This is a genomic window from Pseudomonas juntendi (genome assembly GCF_009932375.1).
GTDB classification, from domain to species: domain Bacteria; phylum Pseudomonadota; class Gammaproteobacteria; order Pseudomonadales; family Pseudomonadaceae; genus Aquipseudomonas; species Aquipseudomonas juntendi.
Window position 1 is genome coordinate 1 of record NZ_BLJG01000125.1, and the last position, 20,196, is coordinate 20,196.

Below are 20,196 nucleotides of genomic sequence, written 5' to 3' on the forward strand. Positions count from 1 at the left end.
CTGCTTCGCGGGAAAGCCCGCACACAATGAATAGCGCAGGCTTTTCAAATTTTCAGAAAGACAGTTGCTCCTCAACGGGCGGTGTCGCTGTGGCTAGCGACGACTGTGGAGGAAATGCGGCCCGTGTTGTTCACGGCTACCGCCCCTGGCGTATGGCCCAGGGGTACTGCAACTCCCACTGCCATGCATGCCGGACGATCTGCTCCAACGCGGCGAACTCCGGCCGCCAGCCCAGCACTTGCAACGCTCTGCTGGCATCGGCCACCAACCGCGGCGGGTCGCCGGCGCGGCGGGGGGCGTCAAGGGTGTCGATCTGTCGCCCGGTTACCTCACGCGCCGTATCGATCACCTGCTGCACCGAAAAGCCGAGGCCATTGCCCAGGTTGAACGCAGTACGCTCCCCACCCGCCAGCAGGTAGTCCACCGCTAACGCATGCGCCGTGGCCAGGTCCGACACATGCACATAATCGCGAATACAGGTGCCGTCCGGGGTGTCGTAGTCGCGGCCAAACACCGTGACCGCCTCGCGCCGCCCCGATGCCGCCTGCAGGATCAACGGGATCAGGTGGGTTTCCGGCTCATGCCGCTCACCCAACTGGCCCTCGGGGTCGGCCCCGGCAGCGTTGAAATAGCGCAGGCAAACCGACTTCAAACCATAGGCACGGTCAAAGTCCTCGAGAATCTGCTCGACCATCCATTTGCTCAAGCCATAGGGGTTGATTGGCTGCTTGCCATGCGCTTCGTCAATAGGCACATACAGCGGGTTGCCATACACCGCAGCGCTCGACGAAAACACCAGGTACTTGATGCCGGCGTTGACCATGGCCTGCAGCAGCGCAAGGGTGGCAGCCACATTGTTCTGGTAATACTTGCCGGGTGCGCTGACCGATTCACCCACTTGAATGAACGAGGCAAAGTGAAACACCGCGTCGAAACGCACAACACCGAACAACACATCCAGTGCGGCTTCGTCGGCAATGTCGAGCTTGGCCCATTGAACCCCGGGGCCAGGTGAAACCAGGTCCGCCACCACCACCTCATGGCCAGCGCCCTGCAGGTGCTTGACCATGTGTGAGCCAATGTAGCCGGCGCCACCGACAACCAGGCATTTCATGCGCACCCCCTGTGACCTGCTGTTTTAGCGACGCAGTGAATCGAGCGTAGATGGCCATGTGCCCTATTTCAAGAACAGCCAGTTGGACATGTAGCTGCCGTCGAAGGTCAGGGTGTAGTGCCCGTTGTCGTAGGCCACAGGCAGCGCCTTCAACTGCGCCTGCGCATCGCGGGCGTACAGCTTCAGGCCGGCAGGTGCCTGGATGGTCAGGCGGCCTTCCAGCGGCTCGACATTGAACGGTGTCTTGTCATCGGGCTTGGGCATGGCCCGGGTGCCCAGCGACACCAGCAGGTCCCGCGACTGCCCCAGCGGTTTGTCGTCCAGGCTCTGCACCACGACACTGGCATAGGGCGTAGTCGCCTGCACCTGCACAGCGCCCAGGCTGATCGAACGCCCCCCCAGCCAGCCGGTGGCAGCCTGGGTGAGCGGCGTTTCGATGGTGTAAAGGCCTTGTTGCCAGTTACGCCTGAGCTCGCCCGTGTCGGTGGTCGATTCGCTGGCATCCGCCGGCAACAGCGATTCACCGGGGTCTTGCAGCACGTGCGCACCGCTTGGGATGGCAGCAGGTTTCAGCCAGGGCAGTTGCGGCGTTTGCGGCAGGGCGATCTGCAAGCGGCCCTTTTCCATGGCAGTACGCAGCAGTGGCGAATTGCGCGGGGTGATTTCCTGGTTGTACAGGGTGGCTGCCGTCGGGGCGAACACATAGTCGGTAGTGGCCGGCTTCACATCGCCGCGGCGGTAGAGCAGGGCGGCAGCGGGCAGGGTGGCGAGCATGCCAGGGTCATTGTAGGCGTGCCAGTTGTCTGCCGTGCGCCAACCCGGGTTGAACGCCTGTTGGCTGTAGGCATATTGCAGCAGGGCGTCCCAGCCTTGGTGGCTGGCGGTAGCGGCCACGTACAGTGGCAGCGAGTGACGGTCTGGCAGCGGGAACGGCTCGGCGTTCCACTCGGTGACGGTCAGTGGCTTGCCGACCACCTGGGCGGCGCCGATCCAGTCGATCATGCCGTCGCTGGTCAGCGGGTTTTTCTCCAGTTGACCCATGTCCCCATAGCTATGGGCGTCGATCACATCGCCAACACTCAGTGCCGGCAGCGCACTCAGGCCGTTGCCGCCCCAGGTGCTGGTGGTGGCGATCGGCACTTTCACGCCCACGCTGCGCAGGTGGGCGATCATGTCGGCATTGAAGCGCTGCTCCAGGTCGTTGAGGAACAGCTTCGATGGCCCATGCTCCCAGGCGCGCCAAGTCAGGTCGGCGGGCAGGTCGTACTGTTTGGCGAAGGCCTTGGCGGCAGCCATGTAGCGTTCGCTGTGGCGCGGCACATCCTTGTTCGGCATCAGGGCATTGCCGTAGTGCTGAGTCAGGTCGTTCTCGTTGGTGATCAGCACTGCAGCAATGGCCGGGTCGTCTTTGTAGGCCAGCCCCGTGTATGGGTTGACGTGGGTCAGGTACTGCTCGGCGAAGCGCTTCATTGCCTGCTGGATACTGCGGTTGACGTAGGCGTAGCCCTTCAGGTCGATGCGCGCTTCGCCTTTGGCCAGTTCGTCGAAGTCTTCGATATTGTCGTTGGCAGTGAGCGCCCGCTGCACATGCATGTCCAGCCAGATGTAGATGCCCTCGTCCTTGAGTGCTTTGATCCACAGGTCCAGCTTGCGCAGCGATTCGGCGCTGAGCTGCTGGGTGTCGCGCACCAAGGTACCGTCGCCAAACACATTGGGGCTGACCCAGGGTGAATCGTGATGATGCAGGCGGACCAGGTTGAAACCCAGGGCCGACAAGCGTTTGGCCTGCTGGCGGATCTCCTCGTCGGGGCTTTTGAACAACGCATAGGCCGACAGGTTGGTGCCCCAGAACCGCACGGCGGTGTTGTCGGCAAACACCAGTTGCTCGCCGACCGCCTTGACGAAGCCACGCTTGCCAGCGGGTTTTTCTGCTGCATTGAGGAACGACAAGTCTACCGGCGCGCTGCGCCAGTCCAACTGGTCGTCTGGCCAGCTGGCCGGGTCGGCCAGGCCGAAGCGTTCGGTGGCGGTGGGTGCGAGCTCGATGTCCCCGGTCAGGTTGAGCACGGCCTTGAGCTGTTGCTTGCCGGCAGTGATCGGGTCCTGGTACAGAAACGCGCGCAGCTCAGACGGGTTGCCACGCTCGAAATACACTTTGGCCAAGGGCGGCTCGAAGCGCATTTCGATGCGCCGGCCCTGCTCGGCGTTGCCCCACCACCAGCCGCGGTTGCTTGGCAGCAATTGCGGGGCGCCCATGGCCCCGGTGACCTGCGCAGGGTCGAACTGGAACACCATGCCGCCCCCCATCACCCCGGCCTTGCGGCTGTGTGCATCGAGGTCGAAGGTCCAGCTCAGCGTTTGCGCCTGCTCCTTGCGGATATCCGCGGCCAGGTCGAAGTCCAGTTCCTTGTTCTTGCCCAGCAGGGTGTAGTGGTACGGCCCGTTGACCTTGAGGTCGGTGTAGAAGCCGGTCCAGCTCCAGTTGGCGGCCCAGAAATCGAACTTGGCTTTCATCACCGGGCCGCCACCACGGCTTACGGTGGGCAGGCCAGTGTGCTCGTCGACACTGACCTGCCAGGCAGACGCCCAGCCCGGCAATGGCAGCAAGGCCAGGCTGGCGAAGGCCGAAAGGCGGATGAAACCACGCAGGGCGAGCGCATTCATGAACATTACCTGGGTTGGAGGTCGGGTTCGGCCAGTGCCACCGCGGGGCTGGCATGCAGCCGCCGCACCATCTGGGTGTAGGCCACGCCCAGACCGGCGATCGACCAGTACACCACGGGGATGAAGGTGATGCTGCTGACGGTGAAGATGATCACCAGGATGCCGATCAGCGTTGCCAGCAACACGCGGCCGAGCTGTCGTCGTTCGTCGTCCTTGTCCGGGAAGCTGCGCATCGCCTTGCGGATACCGTGCAGCACCACGGCAAAGAACGCCACGAACAGGCCAAGCCCGACCAGCCCCACGCGCAGTGCCAGGTTGATGTAGGTGTTGACGATGTCGATGATGCCTTCACCCTGGATCATCGCCTGCATTTCCGGGGTGTTGCGGAAGTCGAACGAGCCGAACAGCGGATTGCGCTGGATGACGATCCACGAGTTGTCCATCAGCCGCTCGCGGTAGGTGATGTTTTCCTTTTCGATATTGCCGATGTAGGGCAGCAGGTCCAGCACCTTGTCACCGCCCGGCACCACCGTCAGCAACGGCAGCGCCAGCATGCCGGCCGCCCCCAGCAGCGCCAGGCGCCTGACCGCACCTTTGCCCAGCGCGATGAACACCACCACGATGACCACTGCGCCAATCCACGGCCCACGGGACAACGGCGCGAACAGGCCGGCCGCCAGCAGCAGGGCGCCCATGGCCCTGTGCAAGGGCCGCTGCACGTAACCCTGCACGAACAGGAACAAGCCGATCGCCACGCTCATCACATAGCCCAGTGCGATCGCCTGGCCGGTGGTGACACTGGCGCGCAGGGCGCCGCCACGGCTCAGGTAGCCGGACATGCTCCAAGGCACGCCCATGGCGTCGACCAAGGCGCTGTACAGCAACCAGTGGCGCACGTATTCGGCAACCGCGATCAGGGCCATGACGAAGGAGGTGAGCACGAACGCCAGCATCGCGTCCTTGAAGTCGCTGAGCTGGCGCAGGCCACGGCTGGCCACGTAGTACGGCAGGAATACGTCGACATACAGGTACAGGGCCTGGCGCAAGGTATCGGTCAGGGTGGTTTCGCGCAGGTACAGCACACTCATCAGCACCAGCCCGGCGGCCAGCAGCCGGTCGGCCCAGGTGCGCCCAAAGCGCACGCTGTCGGGGTGCCGGCGCAGCTCCAGCGCAGCCGGCAGCAGCACGCACAGCGTCAGCAGGCGAATGTGGTTCAGGTCGACCAGGTAATTGACAACGCCGAACCCCGGCACTTGCACCGAGGCCGGCGGGATCAGGAACAACAGCATGTAGAACAGCGCCATGGGGTTGTGCTCGCGGCGCCGTGCCAGCAACAGGATGGCCGCACCCGCGCCCAGGTACAGCCAGAAGCTGTGCGAGACGAACGCCAGCACGGTAAGCAGGAACCACAAATTGCGCCGGCGCTTGTAATCGCTGAGCGGAATCAGGTCGGTGGCCGGCCGCCGCGCCAACAGGAAGACCACGCTCGCCAGAAACAGAATGACGATCAACGCACGAAAATGTTCAGGCATCGGCTATGTGCACCTTTCCTTCGGTGGGCAAACGGCGGCTGCCCTGTCGCGCAACTACGCTGTCTTCGGGCGAGTGGCAACGCCGGCCGGGCTCCCAAGACGCCGCCAGGCAGTGAGGCGCTGAGTTGCGGGCCAGGGCACTAGCATCGTGGCTAATTGAAACTATAGTGACTTTTAGCCAATCAGTCAGAGAATGAATTCATGCCGTCGATTGATGTGTCAGCCTCCGCGAGCCTGCGCAAGCGGGCCATGCGGGCCGGGTCGTGGAACCTGGTCTCGCAGGTGGCTTCACAGGTCATGCGCCTTGGCGGCAACCTCATCATGGCGCGGCTGTTGCTGCCGGAAATGTTCGGCGTCATGGTCATCGCCACCACCGTTTCGGTCCTCCTGCATCTGCTGTCCGATGTTGGCCTGCGCCAGAACATCATCCAGAGCCACCGTGGCGACGACCCGGACTTTCTCAATACGGCGTGGACCGTGCAGATCATCCGCGGCTTCGTGCTGTTCGCCCTGACGCTGCTGCTGGCCCTGGCGGCCTGGGTGGCGCAGTACCAGCAGTTGTGGCCGGCAGACTCCACCTATGCCGCCCCTGTGCTGCCGATGGTGCTTGCGGTTACCGGCCTGTCGGCGCTGATATGGGGCTTCCAATCCACCAAGATCGATGTTGCGGTGCGTACCTTCCAGCAGAAGCGCGTGGTGCTGGTCGACCTGGCCTCGCAACTGGCCGGGCTGGTGGTGATGCTGGTACTGGGCGTGCTGACCCACTCGATCTGGGCCCTGGTCATCGCGGGCCTGGTCTCGGCGGTGGCCTGGACTGTGCTGGGCCACACCGCGCTGGAGGGCCCGCGCAACCACTTGCGCTGGGACCGTACGGCACTCACCGAACTGATCGTGTTCGGCCGCTGGATCCTGTTGTCGTCGATGGTCGGGGTACTGGCCATGTACGGTGACCGTATCTGGTTTGGCGCCAGCATGTCGGCGGCGCAATTGGGGGTGTACTCCATTGCCGTGCTCATCCTTGGCGCGGTTCAGACGGCGCTGATGAAGATCGTCGGCGCCGTGGCGCTGCCAGCGTTCAGCGAGGCGGCCAGGGCCGACGACAAAGCGCGGCTGAAGACCCTGTATTACCGCTTCCGTTTGCTGGTCGACCTGCTGGTGCTGTTCATTTGCGGGGGCTTCCTCACAGCCAGCCCACTGCTGATTGGCTGGATGTACGATGATCGCTACCAGGAAGCTGGCCAAATGCTGGCGATTCTTTCGCTGTCCTTCATCGTATTGCGCTATACCTTGGCTCATCAGGTATGGATTGCGTTGGGCCTCACCAAGTACCAGGCCATGGACAACATCATCCGCCTGGTTTCGCTGTGGGGGCTCCTGCCGCTGTTGCTGGCGCTGGGAGGTGTGCAATGGGCGATCTGGGGGGTGGCCCTGCACACGGTGCCGACGCTGGTACTGGTTGTTCATGTCAATCGCAAGCTGGGCATCTTCAGCCTCAAACGTGAGCTGGTGGTGCTACCGATGCTGCTGGTGGGGGCGCTGTGCGGGGCGTTGCTGACGGCCTTCTTCAACTGGCTGTAGGGCTGCGTGCTGGGTGTAACTTTCATGGGGACAGGTCACAGGATCATGGGGAAGCTCACTTTTTGTACTGCGCAGTTGGGTCGTAGAGGCTTTCTCCAGAGTTGCGTGCTGCTGGGCGTGGGCAGCGCGGCGTTCGGCGCCACGGCGGTCTTTGCTGGCAACCCGGTTGAGAAACCAAGATTCGTGGTGATCAACGGCTGGGTACTGCCGTCCCGCTACTTTCGGAACCAGCCAGCATGATCCAGGACTATGAGCAGCAGAAAACGCTGCGCGACAACTACGATTTCTGCATCATCGGGGCTGGCCCTGCGGGGATCACCCTTGGCCTGCGCCTGGCGGCAGCCGGCTGGAACGTGTTGCTGGCCGAAGGTGGGGGGCGTGAGTACGCCCCGCATTCGCAAGCCCTGTACGCCTGCCCCTCGACCGGCCTGGAGCTGTATGCCGAGGAAACCCGCCTGCGTTACCTGGGCGGCACGTCCAACCATTGGGCCGGCCGGTGTCGGCCCTTCACGGCTTCCGACTTCGCTGTGGCCCCACCGGGTGAGTTGCCGGGTTGGCCGATTGCCTATTCGGAGATCGAGCCCTACCTGCCGGTGGCCATGGATATCGTCGACCTGCCCGCCGGGGCAGATTTTCGGGCACTGAACACTGCGCTCGAGGGTGGCGACTTCGAAGCTGACCGTTTCCTGCTCAGCACCCCGACCCGCTTTGCCCAGAAATACGCCACGGCGCTGGAGCAGACCAAGGGCCTGGACCTGTTCATCAATTGCAACTGCGTGGACCTGGAATTCGACCAGGCATCCGGCCACCTGGCGGCGGTGGTGCTGTCGGACTACCAGCGCAATCGCCAGCGTCTGGTGGCCCGCAACTTCATCCTGGCCACGGGGGCCATCGAGAATGCCCGACAGCTGCTGAACAGCCAGTCCCTGGTGGCTGCGGGGGTGGTCAACAAGGAAGGCCTGGTTGGCGCGTGCTTCATGGAGCACCTGAACATCGAGATGGGCACCTTCATCCTCAAGTCCGGGCAAGACCCGGAGCCGCGCCAGTACTACACCACCGATGCCTTCCTCGCCGAATACCAGGCCGGCAAAGGCAACGTCACCACAGCCCTGTTGGCCGATGTGCAAACCTATGGCCGCACTGCCGAGGTCAAGCATTTTCTCGAGAACCTGGCCTGCGACATGGGGATTTCCAGCAAGATCGAGTTCGTGGCCAAGTTCAGCTGCCCCGGTGACGGCGTGATCAGTACCATGATCGAGCAGTTCCCCAACCTGCACAGCCGCATTTCGCTGCTCGACGAGCACGACGCGCTGGGGGTGCCGAAGGTCAGCGTGAACTGGGTGCTCAGTGCCGATGACCGCCACACCATCAAGTGCATCGGTACCGAGCTGGCCAAGCAGTTCGCTGACACGGGCCTGGGCTTCGTCAAACTCAACGAGTTTGTCTATGACACCTCGATACCGCTGAAAATGGCGCCCCATGCCCACCACATGGGTACCACGCGCATGGCCGCGTCTGCGCAAACGGGCGTCGTGGACGGCAACTGCCGTGTGTTCGGCACGCAAAACCTGTATGTCGCCGGCAGCAGTATTTTTGCCAAGGGCGGCGCCTCCAACCCGACCATGCCGCTGTTGCAGTTCGCCGTGCGGCTGGCCGACCACCTTGACGCGAAAATGAGGACGGAAAGCGGCGCCGCCGCGTGAACCATGTTGTACACAGGTTGAGTGCGTAGTGGTCAGCATCTAGAAGAACGAGACCGCATCGCCTCAGGGCATTCGAGCCGTATTGATCGCGAGGCCAGGAAGGATGATGGGATGGATACGCAAGGCAGTGGCACATTACGCACATGCAACCGGGCGCGGAGGCACGTTCTACCGCCGGTTCTGCAGGCCGTCGGGGCTGGAGTGGGGCGCCTACCTCAAACGCTGGGGCAACTTTCACTCGGTAGGCGACAATTTCTTCGTCAATGCCGGCTGCAAGTTCCTCGACCCGTCACTGGTGCGTATCGGCAACAGCGTGGGGTTGTCCGACTGCACGTTGATCGGCCACGACGGGGTGGTCTTGCTGATCGAACACCGGTTTGGCAAGCACCTTGATTCGGTCGGTTTCATCGACATCAAGGACAACTGCTTCATCGGCCACGGTGCGATCATCATGCCGCGGGTGACCATCGGCCCCGAGTCCATCGTCGCGGCAGGGGCGGTGGTCACCAAGGACGTGCCACCGGGCACCGTCTACGGCGGCAACCCGGCCGTGTTCATCTGCACCACCGAGGCGCTGGTCAAACGGGTCGAGGCACGCTGCGAAGCCTACCCGTGGATCGACCTGATCAAACAGCGCGACGGCGCCTACGACCCCACGGTTGAGCCGCAACTGATGGCGCAGAGGCGCCAGTACTTCTTCGGGGATGGCAATAATGGCTAGCAAACCGGTCGACGTGATGGTGGTCAATTTCAACACCGCCGGGTTGCTGCAGCCAATGTTCGATGCCTTGCGCCGCGCAGGCAGCGAACACCTGGCCAGTTACCTGGTGGTGGACAATGCCTCCGTCGACGACTCGCTGCAGCGTATGGCCGAGGTATGCCCAGAGGCAGTGTTGCTCAGCAACAAGCACAACGTAGGTTTTGGCCGTGCCAACAACCAGTTGCTGGCCCACCTGCAAGGCAAGTATGCATTGTTGCTGAACACCGATGCGTTCGTGGCTGCCGATTCCCTGCAAAAAACCCTCGACTACATGGATGCCCACCCGGACTGCGGTGTGCTGGGGGTACGCCTCGAAGGCCGTGAGGGTGACCTGCAACCCAGCTGCCGCTATTTTCCCACGCCGCTGAACGTCTTCGTCGGGCGTACCGGCCTGGGGCGCCTGTTCCCTGGGCTGAAAATGGTCGACGACATGGACTGGGACCACGCTTCGGTCCGCGAATGCGACTGGTTGCCCGGGTGCTTCTACCTGGTACGCCGCGAAGTGCTGGACCAGGTAGGCCTGTTCGATCCGCGCTACTTTCTTTATTACGAGGAAGTCGACCACTGCAAGCGGGTCAAGCAGGCCGGCTGGAAAGTGGTGTTCTACCCACATACCACGGTGGTCCACATAGGGGGTGAAAGCTCCAAGTCAGTCACCGAGCTGGAAGCTGCCAGCCGGCAGATTTCCGCCTACCAGATCGAGAGCGAGCTGCTGTATTTCCGCAAGCACCATGGCTTGGCCGGGCTGGCGTTGCATATGCTGCTGGTGACCGTGGGCGACCTGGTGCTGGCACTCAAAGCGCTGTTGAAACGACGCGGCCGGGGCGCGATACAGGCCTGCTGGCGTCATTGCCGGGCGACCTGGTCACTGCTGTTGCAGACCCGTTACGCCAGCCAACCGACAAGGTAGCTACCGTCATGTTCGAGAATATTCGCGCCGACCTGCGGGCCCATGGTGGCGACTGGGGCGCCCAGGGCTTCTGGGTATTGCTGGTGTACCGCTTCGGCCGCTGGCGCTACGGCGTGCGCCCGGCGCTGCTGCGCAAGGTGTGCTCACTGGTGTACAAGGTGCTGTTCAAATTCGTGCAGATCATCACCGGGGTGGAATTGCCTTGCGAGGCGGTGATCGGCCGCAATTTCGTCATCGACCATTTCGGTGGCATCGTGGTCAGCGGCTACGCCCGGTTCGGCGACGACTGTCGCATCCGCAATGGCGTGGTAGTCGGCCTGAAAAATGTCGACGAGCCCATCGCCCCGGTGTTCGGCAACAACGTCGACATCGGTACGGGCGCCAAGATACTGGGCAGCATTCGCATCGGCAACAACGTGATCATTGGTGCCAATGCCGTGGTGCTGGTGGATGTGCCAGATAACTCCCTGGCTGTCGGCGTACCGGCAGTCATCAAGGCCCGGCACCTGGTCGCCCCGGCGGCGGTCGAGTGAGGCCCTTGGCGATGCAGACCGGCGTGGTGGTCATTGGCCGCAACGAGGGCCAGCGTTTGCAGCGCTGCCTGCGCTCGCTGGCCCATGGGGCCGACAAGGTCGTGTATGTAGACTCGGGCTCCAGCGACGGTTCGCAACAACTGGCCGCTGCCCTGGGCGTCGAGGTGCTGGCGCTGGACATGGGCACCCCGTTCACCGCGGCAAGGGCGCGTAACGAAGGCTTTGCCGTGTTGCAGCGGTTGCTGCCCGCCATGCACTGGGTGCAGTTCGTCGATGGCGACTGCGAAGTGGATGCCCGCTGGCTGGCCACCGCCCAGGCGTTTCTGGCCACACACCCCGCGGTGGCGGTGGTGTGTGGCCGGCGCCGCGAACGCTTCGCGCAGCGCTCGGTGTACAACCTGTTGTGCGACCTGGAATGGGACACCCCGATCGGCGAGGCCAAGGCCTGCGGCGGTGATGCGTTGATGCGGGTAGACGCTTTCACCGCCGTGAGCGGTTTTCGGCCTGACCTGATCGCCGGGGAAGAACCGGAGCTGTGCGTGCGCTTGCGCGCCAAGGGCTGGAAAATCTGGCGCCTGGATGCCGAGATGACCTTGCACGACGCCGACATGACCCGGTTCAGCCAATGGTGGCGGCGCAGCCTGCGTGCCGGGCATGCCTACGCCGAGGGCGCCTATCTGCACGGGCAGCCGCCCGAGCGGCACTGGTTGCGCGAGTCGCGCCGGGCCTGGGTGTGGGGCCTGGGCATTCCGGTGTCGATCGTGCTGGCCTGCCTGCTGGTGGGCGGCTGGGGCTTGGGGTTGTTGTTGATCTACCCGTTGCAGGCCATGCGCCTGGCGCAGCGGGGCAACAGGTCGCCGCGCGAAAACTGGCTGCAGGCCGTGTTTCTGGTACTGGGCAAGTTCCCCGAAATGCTCGGCCAGCTGAAGTTTCTGCGCCACCGCCTGGCGGCTGGCAAAGCGGCTTTGATCGAGTACAAGTGAGAGAGGCCCATGATGCTCGGCACCCTCGTGAAAAGCGTGTTTACCCTGCAACCCGGTTACTCGTTGCGGGCATTGCACAACAAGTACAAGCTGAGCCTGCAGATGGCCAGGCATTGGCCGCAGCTGGACACCTTCATGCAGCGCCTGACCGCGGCACTGGGCCAGCCGGGGGTGCAGCAGTTGGGCGTTGACTGCATCGGTGTCGTGCAATGGCCCTATATCAGCCAGCACTGGGAGGCGCCGCAGCGCCTCGATGCAGTGGCCTCGCACTTCGAGCTGGTGGCCCGGCATTTTCCTGGGCTGTTGCTGTTGGGCCGGGACGACAGCCTTGCCCTGTGTGACCTGGGTAGCTATTCGCCGGGCTGCTGCCTGGTGCTCGACCGGCCGATCTGGTTCAAGCGCGAAGGCGAGCTGGTGGTTAACCTGTTCCAGGGTGACCTGCGTGTGGCGTCCCTGGCGTTCACCCTGTGCCAGGGGCCGGCCGGCATCGGTTTGTACATCGGCGCAGTGCAGGGCATCCATAAAGGCATCGACAGCGACACCTCGCTGGCCATCTACCGCGACCTGACCAAAGACTTCGAGGGGTTGCGCCCGCGCAGCTTGCTGCTGGAGGCGTTGAAGTGCCTGGCCAGAACGTTGGGGGTCGCCCGGTTGTATGCCGTGAACGATGCCAGCCGGCATCACCGCCACGCTTATTTTGGCCGTGACAAGGGCCAGGAGCTGGCGGCCAACTACGATGCTATCTGGCAGGAGCATGGTGCCAGCGCTTCGGAGCATGCCGATTTCTACAGCCTGCCATTGGCGCCGGCGCAGCGTGCCGAGGCCGACATTCCGGCAAAGAAACGGGCGATGTATCGCCGTCGCCAGGCATTGCTCGACGATGTATTCACCCGCTTGCAAGCAGCTTTGCCAAGCAATGGTGCCAACCTTGGACTACAAGGAACACAGGGGGATGCATTTGCTGTGAGTGCATCGGCAGTAGGCAGGCCGCCGGTAGTCGACAGCCTGAAGTAAAGGTTGCCTGGGGCGGTTGGTCATCAAGCGGGTTTGGATCTGGGTTCATATGCGCATTGCTTATTTCATCAATCAGTACCCGAAGGTCAGCCACAGTTTTATCCGCCGCGAGATCCTGGCGCTGGAGCGCCAAGGGGTAGAGGTGCAGCGCCTGGCACTGCGTGGTTGGGACGCCGAGGTGCAGGATGCCGAGGACGTGGCCGAGCGGGGCAAGACCCGCTACGTGCTGCAAGGCGGGCTGAAACAGCTGTTGCGGCCCATGTGGCAGGTGTTGCGCGCGCAGCCACGGCGCTTTGGCCGGGCGCTGTGGCTGGCACTGCGGCTTGGCCGCCGGGCGGACCGCGCCTGGCCCTACCACCTGGTGTATCTGGCCGAAGCCTGCCAGGTGCTGCAGTGGCTGCAGGCAGGGCAGGCGCAGCATGTGCACGCGCACTTTGGCACCAACTCTACCGAAGTGGTCATGCTGGCCAACATGCTGGGCGGGCCCGCCTACAGTTTCACCGTGCACGGCCCCGAAGAGTTCGACAAGCCGCAGTTCCTGCACCTGGGGGAAAAGGTCCGGCGCGCCGCTTTTGTCGCGGCGGTCAGCTCGTATGGGCGCAGCCAGCTGTTGCGCTGGGTGGCCCACGAGCACTGGGCCAAGGTCAAGGTGGTGCATTGTGGGCTGGAGCGCGCGTTCCATGCGGTGCCTGCGGTAGAGGCGCCCGCGGCGCCACGCCTGGTGTGCGTTGGGCGCCTGTGTGAGCAGAAAGGCCAGTTGTTGCTGCTGGAGGCCGCGCGCCGGCTGGCGGCCCAGTCGCAGGCTTTTGAGTTGGTGCTGGCCGGTGACGGTGAAATGCGCGAGCAGATCGAGGCCTTGATTGCCCGCCACGGCCTGCAGCAGCACGTACGCATTACTGGCTGGATCAGCAGTGCACAGGTGCGCGACGAGATCCTCGCTGCCCGCGCTCTGGTATTGCCCAGCTTTGCCGAGGGCCTGCCGGTGGTGATCATGGAGGCCATGGCCTTGCGCCGCCCGGTGCTGACCACGTTTGTTGCCGGGATCCCGGAACTGGTCAGGCCCGGCGAGAACGGCTGGCTGTTCCCCGCAGGCGCGGTGGACGAGCTGGCAGCGGCCATGGCCGAGTGCCTGGCGCAACCTGCCGAGGTGTTGCAGCGCATGGGCCAGGCGGCCTACGAACGGGTACTGCAACGGCACGACATCGACACCGAGGCGGCCAGGCTGGCCGGCTACTTCAAGGCATTCGCATGATAAGTGTATTAGCGTGGTTGCTGGGCCTGCTGACGGTCATCGTCCTGGTGCCGGTGTTGGTGTTTTCGCTGCAGGTATTGCTGGCTTGCCTGCCCGCACGCAGGCCGCCACCGTGCACCACGGCGCGGCCAACGCTTGCGGTGCTGGTGCCGGCGCACAACGAGGCCTCGATCATCCAGGCCAGCCTGGCGAGCATCGTGCCGCAACTGCTCGAGGGTGACCGCTTGCTGGTAGTGGCCGACAACTGTTCCGACACCACGGCGCAGCTGGCCCGCGAAGCGGGGGCCGAAGTGGTGGAGCGGTATGACGCCCAGTTGCGCGGCAAAGGCTATGCCCTGGACTTCGGCGTGCGCCATCTGGCGCGCCTGCCCCCTGAGGTGGTGATCGTGGTGGATGCCGATTGCCAGGTCGGCGAGGGCGCTATCGATATCCTGGCTCGGCGTTGCCGTGAAACGGCGCGCCCGGTGCAGGCGCTGTACCTGATGCGGGCACCTGCAGGTGCCGGGCTGAAAGTGCAGGTCGCCGAATTTGCCTGGCGGGTGAAGAACCTGGTTCGCCCGCGTGGCTGGGCGCGGTTGGGCTTGCCTTGCCAGCTGATGGGCGCCGGTATGGCCTTCGGCTGGCACGACCTGCGCCAGGTCAACCTCGCCAATGGCCATCTGGTCGAGGATGTGAAACTCGGGCTGGATCTTTGCCAACAAGGCAAGCCACCGCTGTTCTGCCCCGAAGCCTTGGTGACCAGCCAGTTCCCGCTCAGCCCGCAAGGCCTCAACAGCCAGCGTACGCGCTGGGAGCACGGCCACCTGGGGTTGATGCTGACCGATGGGCCCAAGCGGGCGCTGGCTGCCATCACCCAGCGCAATGGTGCCCTCGCGGCGATGACCCTGGACCTGGTGGTATCACCCTTGGCGTTGCTGGTGTTGGCGCTGCTGGGGTTCAACCTGCTGACCTGGCTGCTTTACTTGGTAACCGGGCTGGCGGCCCCTGCAGGGTTCGCCCTGTTGGGGCTGGGGTTGCTCGGCGTGGCGGTGGTGGTGGCCTGGGCGCGCTTCTGTCGGGAGCTGATCCCGTTCTCTGTGTTGCTGTACGCACCGTTCTACGCAGCCAGGAAAATCCCCCTCTACCTGGGCTTTCTGATCAAGCGCCAGGTCGAATGGGTGCGCTCTAAACGGGATGACGACTGATGAGCCAGCGGCAATGGCAGCAACGCTGGGGGCGCCTGGTCGGGCAGCTGCATGTGGTCGCCGACGAAAACGCCGTGCAGCGCCTGCTTGAGCACCTGACAACCCCGAGCAAAGCGACGGTGCTGGGGTTCGTCAATGCCCACGCAATGAACCTGGTGGTGCGCGACGGGGCTTATTGCCAGGCACTGTCGGCAGCCGATGTGTTGCTGCGCGATGGCTCCGGCATGGCGATCCTTTACCGCCGCCTGGGCCTGGAGCCTGGCCTGAACATGAACGGTACCGATTTCATTCCCAGGCTGCTGGCGGCGTACCGGGGGCGCAAGGTGGCCTTCTGGGGCACGCGGCAACCCTACCTGCACCAGGCGGTGCAGCACTGCGCCGACACCTTCGGCGTGGCGCCGGTGTCGGTTCACGACGGCTTTGCCACTGTCGATACCTACTTGCAACTGGCGCGCGAGCATCAACCCGAACTGATCGTGCTGGGCATGGGCATGCCCAAGCAGGAAGCGGTCGCCGCACAGTTGGCCGGCATCAGCGGCCCCTGCCTGATCGTGTGTGGCGGGGCGATCCTGGACTTTCTCGGCGGCAAGGTCAGCCGCGCCCCCGGCTGGCTGCGGGCGGTTGGCGGCGAGTGGCTGTATCGGCTGTGGCGTGAGCCCAGGCGCCTGTTCATGCGCTACGTGGTGGGCAACCCGCTGTTTCTGCTGCGCACGTTGCTGTATCGGCGGGCGAGCGCTGCGGCCAGGCGCACGCTGTGAATCGGCCAAAAGCTGTGGCAGCACGTATTCCGGGCCCGCCTGTGGCAGCTGGCTGCTACAGTGATATCAATGGTTTGGATGCTGCGCGCTTCGCCGCGTGCGGCGCTGCATGGCTGTGATTCAAGACTGGTTGTTGGCTGTAAGGCACTTGCCACGCTCCAATTGATGAGGTCTGAAATGGTTTTCGAACCCAGAAGCAGTCGTTCCTTACTCCAGCGCCGAAGCAGTGTCAGCAACGCCATCCAGGCCGGCCTCGACGGCATTGCGGTGACGGGTATCGCCTGGTACCTGATCTATGACCAGTTCGGCTATATCACCTCCGATTACGTGATCATGCTGCTGTTGCTGATCGGCGCACTGGCGGTCATTTATGATCATTACGCAATCTACCGGACCAACGTCGGGCTTTCGATCAAGGCCTTCCGCCTGTTCAAGGCCTGGTCGGCCACGTTCTGCTTTCTGGTGGTCATGGCGTTCCTGACCAAACAGAGCGAAACCTACTCCCGGCTGCTGGTTGGCCAACTGTTCGTCATCGGTTACTTCGCCCAGCTGTTCCTGCACTTCGCCGTGCGTGAGCTGCAGAAGCGTTTCACCGCACATGCACGCCTGGACAATGCCCTGATCATTGGCAATGGTGACCTGGCCAACTTCCTTTATCAGAAAATCAGCAGCAACCCGTGGTTTGGCGAGCGGGTGCTGGGGTGTGTATTGGTCGACAAGGTTGAGCCGCAAGCGGGCGAGGGCGCCGAGGGCAAGCAGCGCCTGCCGGTGCTCGGGCATATTGCCGAGCTTGACGAACTGGTCGCCCGCCACGGCATCCGCACGGTCTACCTGGTGACCCCGCTGGGCGGCTCGGAAGTGATCAACGACGTATACTTCAAGCTGCTCGACAAGTGTATCGCGGTGAACTGGGTACCGGATATCTTCTCGTTGCGCCTGATCAACCACAGCGTGCGGGAAATTGCCGGCATTCCGGTGCTGACCTTGTCGGAAACCCCGCTCACAGGCATGAGCCTGTTCCTGAAAAACCTCGAGGACCGGGTGCTGGCCGCGCTGATCCTGCTGTGTGCGTCGCCGGTATTGCTGGCCGTTGCCCTGGCCATCAAGCTCGACAGCCGCGGCCCGGTGTTTTTCCGCCAGGAGCGTACCGGCTGGACGGGTGAGGCGTTTCGTATCTGGAAATTCAGAAGCATGCATGTGCACCAGCCCGAAGGCGGTGTGGTGCAGCAAGCCCAGAAGAACGACCCGCGGTTGACCCGGGTTGGGGCCTTCATCCGCCGTACCAGCCTCGATGAACTGCCGCAGCTGTTCAATGTGCTGACCGGCGAAATGTCGCTGGTCGGGCCACGGCCGCATGCCTTGCAGCACGACACCTTGTATTCCCAGGACATCGTGGATTACTTCGCTCGCCACAACATCAAGCCGGGCATGACCGGCCTGGCCCAGGTGCGCGGGTTCCGCGGCGAGACCAAGGACATCGAACAGATGATCCAGCGGGTGGACTCCGATATCGAGTACATCAACAACTGGTCGTTGTGGCTGGATTTCGTGATTCTGGTACGCACGTTGAATGCGTTCACCGGTAAACAGGCCTACTGATTGTCATGCCACAGGTGCAGAACAGGCCTCATGGTGTGTTCAACGGGTGCAATTCGCGAAACCCCCGTGCTTCTTCCACCAGCCAGTCATGTACCGCCCGCGCGCCCGGCTGGGTCAACCCGCCGGGCGGGTAATGCACCACGTAGCGTTTGTGGTTGGCGATCGGTACGCCAAACGGCACGATCAGCGCGCCGCGCTCCAGTTCATCGTTGAGTAGCGTGCGCCGGGCAATGGCCACACCGATACCGGCAATCGCTGCTTCGATGGTCAGGTGGTTGCGGTTGAAGGTGTGCCCGCGGCGTACGTCCAACCCAGTGGCGCCGATCCCGTCCAGGTAGAACTCCCATTCGGCATATTCCGAACTGCCACGCCAGGCGGTGATGTCGTGCAGCAGCGGGTAGTGCACCAGGTCGGCCGGCCCGTGCAGCGGGGGGCGCCCACGCAGCAGTGAGGGCGCGCATACGGGAAAGATCTGCTCGTCCAGCAGCGGCGTGGAGAGCATGCCCGGGTAGCTGCCGTCGTTGAGGTCGATGGCCAGGTCGAAGTCGCCCGGGGTCAAGGCCTGGGCACTGTCTTCGGCCACCAGGCGCAGTTCGATGTCCGGGTAGCGCTGCTGGAAACGTGGCAAGCGCGGTGTCAGCCACTTGGCCAGGAACGAGGGGATGGAGCGCACCCGCAACGTGCCACGAATCTCGCCGGCATCCAGGCGCAGCAGCTCTGCCTCGATGCTGCCGTAGGCGTCGGTCACGGTCTGCGCCAGTCGCTGGCCTTCGGCGCTCAGTTCCACGCCCCGTGCCCGGCGCAGAAACAGCCGGTAACCCAGGCGCTCTTCCAACTGGCGCATCTGTTGGCTGACCGCCCCGGGGGTGATGTGCAGTTCCTCTGCACAGCGGGTAAAGGACAGGTGCCTGGCGGCGCAGGCAAAAACGTGCAGCCAAACAAACATCTGGCCGTTGAGTTGGCGTCGCATCGTTTAGCCCTACTAAAGCCTTGCTTAGGAAGTTTCGTTGGTCATTTCAATCGCACAGCGTCAGTATCGCGCAAAATCGCAGCAGCGCCCAATTTCTCCAGATACCCGTGCACTGGCTACCTATCAGCGCATGGTCAGGCATTAGTATGGCTATCAGTGTATTCGACCTTTTCAAAATCGGCATCGGCCCTTCCAGCTCCCACACCGTCGGCCCGATGCGCGCGGCTGCGACCTTTGCCCAGGCCCTGCGCGAGCAGGGCTTGCTGGGGCGGGTGACGCGCGTTGAAGTGCGCCTGTATGGCTCGCTGTCGGCGACCGGCGTTGGTCATGCCACCGACCGTGCCTGCCTGTTGGGCTTGATGGGGCAATGGCCAGACCGTATCGACCCGGCCACCATCGAATCGCGCATCGGTCAGGTGCTGCAGGAACACTGCCTGATGCTGGACGGCAGCCACCCCGTGGCGTTCGAGTATGCGCAAGACATGCTGCTGCTCGACCAGAACCTGCCGTACCACCCCAACGCCATGCGCGTAGAAGCCATGCACGGGCAGGATCGCCTGTTGTGCCAGACCTATTATTCGGTAGGCGGTGGGTTCATCGTCGAACAGGCCGAAGTCGATGCGCCGAAAACTGCAGAGAACGCCGCCGTGCTGCCCTACGAGTTCGGCAGTGGTGCCCAGTTGCTGAAGCTGTGCCAGGCCCACGGCTTGAGTGTGGCGCAATTGATGATGGCCAACGAGTGCGCCTGGCGCCCGGAAGCCGAGGTGCGCGACGGCCTGCTGCGCATTTGGGCCGCGATGCGCGAGTGCGTGGACAACGGCCTGCGCAACGAGGGCATTCTGCCCGGCGGTTTGCACGTAAAACGCCGTGCGGCGCGGCTGCACCGTAGCTTGCAGGAACTGGGCAAGCCTAATGTGATCGGGTCGACGCTCGGCGCCATGGAGTGGGTCAACCTGTACGCCCTGGCGGTCAACGAAGAGAACGCCGCTGGCGGGCGCATGGTCACTGCGCCTACCAACGGTGCAGCCGGTATCATCCCGGCAGTACTGCACTACTACATGAAGTTCAACCCTGGTGCCTGCGACGCGGATGTCGTGGACTTCCTGCTTGCCGCGGCTGCGGTTGGCATCCTGTGCAAAAAGAACGCCTCCATTTCCGGCGCCGAGGTCGGCTGCCAGGGGGAGGTCGGGTCTGCCTGCTCGATGGCGGCCGCCGGCCTGGCCCAAGTACTGGGCGCGACACCGGCGCAACTGGAAAACGCTGCCGAAATTGCCCTGGAACACAACCTTGGGCTGACCTGTGACCCGGTCGGTGGCCTGGTGCAGGTGCCGTGCATCGAACGCAATGCCATCGCTGCCGTGAAAGCGATCAATGCGGTGCAAATGGCACTGCGGGGCGATGGCGAGCATTTCATTTCGCTCGACCGGGTAATCCGCACCTTGCGTGATACCGGGGCGGACATGCATGCCAACTACAAGGAAACCTCGCGCGGGGGCCTGGCGGTTGCATTCGTTGAATGTTGAGCTACTGCGGGGGGTAGGGGGCTGCTTTGCAGTTCATCGCCGTTCAAGCCCAGCTCCCGTAGGGATCGTATGAGGGCTGACGCGTGTTTGACACAAGATGTGCAGCGCCTGGGAGATCG

16 protein-coding genes are annotated in these 20,196 nt (G+C 63.5%); 12 read left to right on the forward strand and 4 right to left on the reverse strand.

Going from position 1 to position 20,196, the window contains the following annotated elements:
• Positions 1–136: 136 nt before the first annotated feature.
• The 3 genes from galE to GYA94_RS17280 form a co-directional block, all read right to left on the reverse strand.
• Positions 137–1,114 carry a UDP-glucose 4-epimerase GalE gene (gene galE, locus GYA94_RS17270; RefSeq protein ID WP_161892757.1) on the reverse strand — a complete coding sequence of 326 codons (978 nt, stop codon included), beginning with the start codon at positions 1,112–1,114 and terminating at the stop codon, positions 137–139.
• Positions 1,115–1,177: 63 nt separating this feature from the next.
• Complete coding sequence (locus GYA94_RS17275; protein ID WP_161892758.1) at positions 1,178–3,778, reverse strand: glycoside hydrolase 5 family protein; 2,601 nt, start codon at positions 3,776–3,778, stop codon at positions 1,178–1,180.
• 5 nt (positions 3,779–3,783) lie between these two features.
• Positions 3,784–5,310 carry an O-antigen ligase family protein gene (locus GYA94_RS17280; protein WP_029885429.1) on the reverse strand — a complete coding sequence of 509 codons (1,527 nt, stop codon included), beginning with the start codon at positions 5,308–5,310 and terminating at the stop codon, positions 3,784–3,786.
• A gap of 201 nt (positions 5,311–5,511) precedes the next feature.
• On the opposite strand from GYA94_RS17280, the gene GYA94_RS17285 reads away from it, so the two are divergent.
• The 11 genes from GYA94_RS17285 to GYA94_RS17335 all read left to right on the forward strand — a co-directional run bounded on the left by GYA94_RS17285 (position 5,512) and on the right by GYA94_RS17335 (position 17,584).
• Positions 5,512–6,888 (forward strand): oligosaccharide flippase family protein, encoded by a 1,377-nt coding sequence (locus GYA94_RS17285; protein WP_009682740.1) that lies wholly within the window; start codon positions 5,512–5,514, stop codon positions 6,886–6,888.
• Positions 6,889–7,124: 236 nt separating this feature from the next.
• Positions 7,125–8,591: a GMC oxidoreductase gene (locus GYA94_RS17290; RefSeq protein ID WP_161892759.1), complete on the forward strand. Its 1,467-nt coding sequence runs from the start codon at positions 7,125–7,127 to the stop codon at positions 8,589–8,591.
• Between the two features lie 103 nt (positions 8,592–8,694).
• A complete protein-coding gene (locus GYA94_RS17295) occupies positions 8,695–9,312 on the forward strand; it encodes an acyltransferase (protein WP_009682743.1) in 618 nt (205 codons plus the stop codon).
• Positions 9,305–10,261 (forward strand): glycosyltransferase family 2 protein, encoded by a 957-nt coding sequence (locus GYA94_RS17300; RefSeq protein WP_054905466.1) that lies wholly within the window; start codon positions 9,305–9,307, stop codon positions 10,259–10,261. The genes GYA94_RS17295 and GYA94_RS17300 overlap by 8 nt, the downstream gene beginning before the upstream one ends.
• An 8-nt stretch (positions 10,262–10,269) precedes the next feature.
• On the forward strand, positions 10,270–10,794 hold the full coding sequence (locus tag GYA94_RS17305; protein ID WP_161892760.1) for a serine O-acetyltransferase: 525 nt from the start codon (positions 10,270–10,272) through the stop codon (positions 10,792–10,794).
• Between the two features lie 5 nt (positions 10,795–10,799).
• Positions 10,800–11,777, forward strand: coding sequence for a glycosyltransferase family 2 protein (locus GYA94_RS17310; protein ID WP_161892761.1), 978 nt, complete (start codon positions 10,800–10,802; stop codon positions 11,775–11,777).
• A 9-nt stretch (positions 11,778–11,786) separates the two neighbouring features.
• The gene (locus GYA94_RS17315) at positions 11,787–12,791 is read left to right on the forward strand and encodes a VirK/YbjX family protein (protein ID WP_161892762.1); all 1,005 of its coding nucleotides are present in this window, start codon (positions 11,787–11,789) and stop codon (positions 12,789–12,791) included.
• Positions 12,792–12,840: 49 nt separating this feature from the next.
• Positions 12,841–14,043: a glycosyltransferase family 4 protein gene (locus GYA94_RS17320; RefSeq protein ID WP_009682748.1), complete on the forward strand. Its 1,203-nt coding sequence runs from the start codon at positions 12,841–12,843 to the stop codon at positions 14,041–14,043.
• Entirely contained in the window at positions 14,040–15,227 is a 1,188-nt protein-coding gene (locus tag GYA94_RS17325; protein WP_110677547.1) for a glycosyltransferase family 2 protein, read from the forward strand. The genes GYA94_RS17320 and GYA94_RS17325 overlap by 4 nt, the downstream gene beginning before the upstream one ends.
• Positions 15,227–15,985: a WecB/TagA/CpsF family glycosyltransferase gene (locus tag GYA94_RS17330; protein WP_110677545.1), complete on the forward strand. Its 759-nt coding sequence runs from the start codon at positions 15,227–15,229 to the stop codon at positions 15,983–15,985. Before GYA94_RS17325 ends, GYA94_RS17330 begins: the two co-directional genes overlap by 1 nt.
• A gap of 177 nt (positions 15,986–16,162) precedes the next feature.
• Positions 16,163–17,584 (forward strand): undecaprenyl-phosphate glucose phosphotransferase, encoded by a 1,422-nt coding sequence (locus GYA94_RS17335; RefSeq protein ID WP_009682751.1) that lies wholly within the window; start codon positions 16,163–16,165, stop codon positions 17,582–17,584.
• Positions 17,585–17,612: 28 nt separating this feature from the next.
• On the opposite strand, the gene GYA94_RS17340 is transcribed toward GYA94_RS17335, so the two are convergent.
• Positions 17,613–18,554, reverse strand: a complete 942-nt coding sequence (locus GYA94_RS17340; protein WP_161892763.1) for a LysR substrate-binding domain-containing protein — start codon at positions 18,552–18,554, stop codon at positions 17,613–17,615.
• Positions 18,555–18,700: 146 nt separating this feature from the next.
• Between GYA94_RS17340 and GYA94_RS17345 the strand changes: the two genes are divergently transcribed.
• Positions 18,701–20,077, forward strand: coding sequence for an L-serine ammonia-lyase (locus GYA94_RS17345; RefSeq protein ID WP_161892764.1), 1,377 nt, complete (start codon positions 18,701–18,703; stop codon positions 20,075–20,077).
• The last annotated feature ends 119 nt before the right edge of the window (positions 20,078–20,196 follow it).

What these genes read in the sequence shown, in the direction of transcription:
- galE (WP_161892757.1), bottom strand. Translation starts at nt 1,114, where the DNA reads ATGAAATGCCTGGTTGTCGGTGGCGCCGGCTACATTGGCTCACACATG.
- GYA94_RS17275 (WP_161892758.1), bottom strand. Translation starts at nt 3,778, where the DNA reads ATGAATGCGCTCGCCCTGCGTGGTTTCATCCGCCTTTCGGCCTTCGCC.
- GYA94_RS17280 (WP_029885429.1), bottom strand. Translation starts at nt 5,310, where the DNA reads ATGCCTGAACATTTTCGTGCGTTGATCGTCATTCTGTTTCTGGCGAGC.
- GYA94_RS17285 (WP_009682740.1), top strand. Translation starts at nt 5,512, where the DNA reads ATGCCGTCGATTGATGTGTCAGCCTCCGCGAGCCTGCGCAAGCGGGCC.
- GYA94_RS17290 (WP_161892759.1), top strand. Translation starts at nt 7,125, where the DNA reads ATGATCCAGGACTATGAGCAGCAGAAAACGCTGCGCGACAACTACGAT.
- GYA94_RS17295 (WP_009682743.1), top strand. Translation starts at nt 8,695, where the DNA reads ATGATGGGATGGATACGCAAGGCAGTGGCACATTACGCACATGCAACC.
- GYA94_RS17300 (WP_054905466.1), top strand. Translation starts at nt 9,305, where the DNA reads ATGGCTAGCAAACCGGTCGACGTGATGGTGGTCAATTTCAACACCGCC.
- GYA94_RS17305 (WP_161892760.1), top strand. Translation starts at nt 10,270, where the DNA reads ATGTTCGAGAATATTCGCGCCGACCTGCGGGCCCATGGTGGCGACTGG.
- GYA94_RS17315 (WP_161892762.1), top strand. Translation starts at nt 11,787, where the DNA reads ATGATGCTCGGCACCCTCGTGAAAAGCGTGTTTACCCTGCAACCCGGT.
- GYA94_RS17320 (WP_009682748.1), top strand. Translation starts at nt 12,841, where the DNA reads ATGCGCATTGCTTATTTCATCAATCAGTACCCGAAGGTCAGCCACAGT.
- GYA94_RS17325 (WP_110677547.1), top strand. Translation starts at nt 14,040, where the DNA reads ATGATAAGTGTATTAGCGTGGTTGCTGGGCCTGCTGACGGTCATCGTC.
- GYA94_RS17330 (WP_110677545.1), top strand. Translation starts at nt 15,227, where the DNA reads ATGAGCCAGCGGCAATGGCAGCAACGCTGGGGGCGCCTGGTCGGGCAG.
- GYA94_RS17335 (WP_009682751.1), top strand. Translation starts at nt 16,163, where the DNA reads ATGGTTTTCGAACCCAGAAGCAGTCGTTCCTTACTCCAGCGCCGAAGC.
- GYA94_RS17340 (WP_161892763.1), bottom strand. Translation starts at nt 18,554, where the DNA reads ATGCGACGCCAACTCAACGGCCAGATGTTTGTTTGGCTGCACGTTTTT.
- GYA94_RS17345 (WP_161892764.1), top strand. Translation starts at nt 18,701, where the DNA reads ATGGCTATCAGTGTATTCGACCTTTTCAAAATCGGCATCGGCCCTTCC.